Below are 434 nucleotides of genomic sequence, written 5' to 3' on the forward strand. Positions count from 1 at the left end.
GGCCAGGCGAGCGGCAAGGCGAGCTGGCCCGTTCGGGAGTGTCCGGTCGGCGGCCCGTCGCCTCCGGCGTGCGGCGGGGTGGCGAGCGGCAGCGCGAACTGGGTCATTCGCCGGCTGGCGCGGCGTCGGCGGGCCGGGGTTGGACCGGAGGTTGGGCGGGCGGCGCCCCGCGCCGGATGCGGAGCGACTGCCCCCCGCCCGACACCTGGAACCCGCGCGCCTGGAGCGCCGCCGCCAGCGCCGCCGGATCGCCGTCATAGGTGAGCCGCATGAGCGACACGCCGCCCAGCGCGAGCGAGGTGGTGACCGCGGAGCGCACGGCGGGCACTCCGCGCACCGCCGCCTCCGTCGACGCGACCGCGCCCGCGTCGGGCGTCTCGAACTGGACGGTGACGGCGATTCCCGCCCCGGCCGGGACCGATCCGTCGCCCGGC

At 79.3% G+C, this 434-nt stretch carries 1 protein-coding gene; it reads right to left on the reverse strand.

All coding sequences use genetic code 11. The annotated features are described in order from the left end of the window. Positions 1 to 103: 103 nt before the first annotated feature. The coding region (locus tag D3I60_RS01415) for a hypothetical protein (protein WP_262774331.1) at positions 104 to 434 on the reverse strand (331 nt) is incomplete at its 5' end.

Origin of the sequence: Brevibacterium permense (genome assembly GCF_025506275.1) — a bacterium.
GTDB lineage: Bacteria > Actinomycetota > Actinomycetes > Actinomycetales > Brevibacteriaceae > Brevibacterium > Brevibacterium permense_A.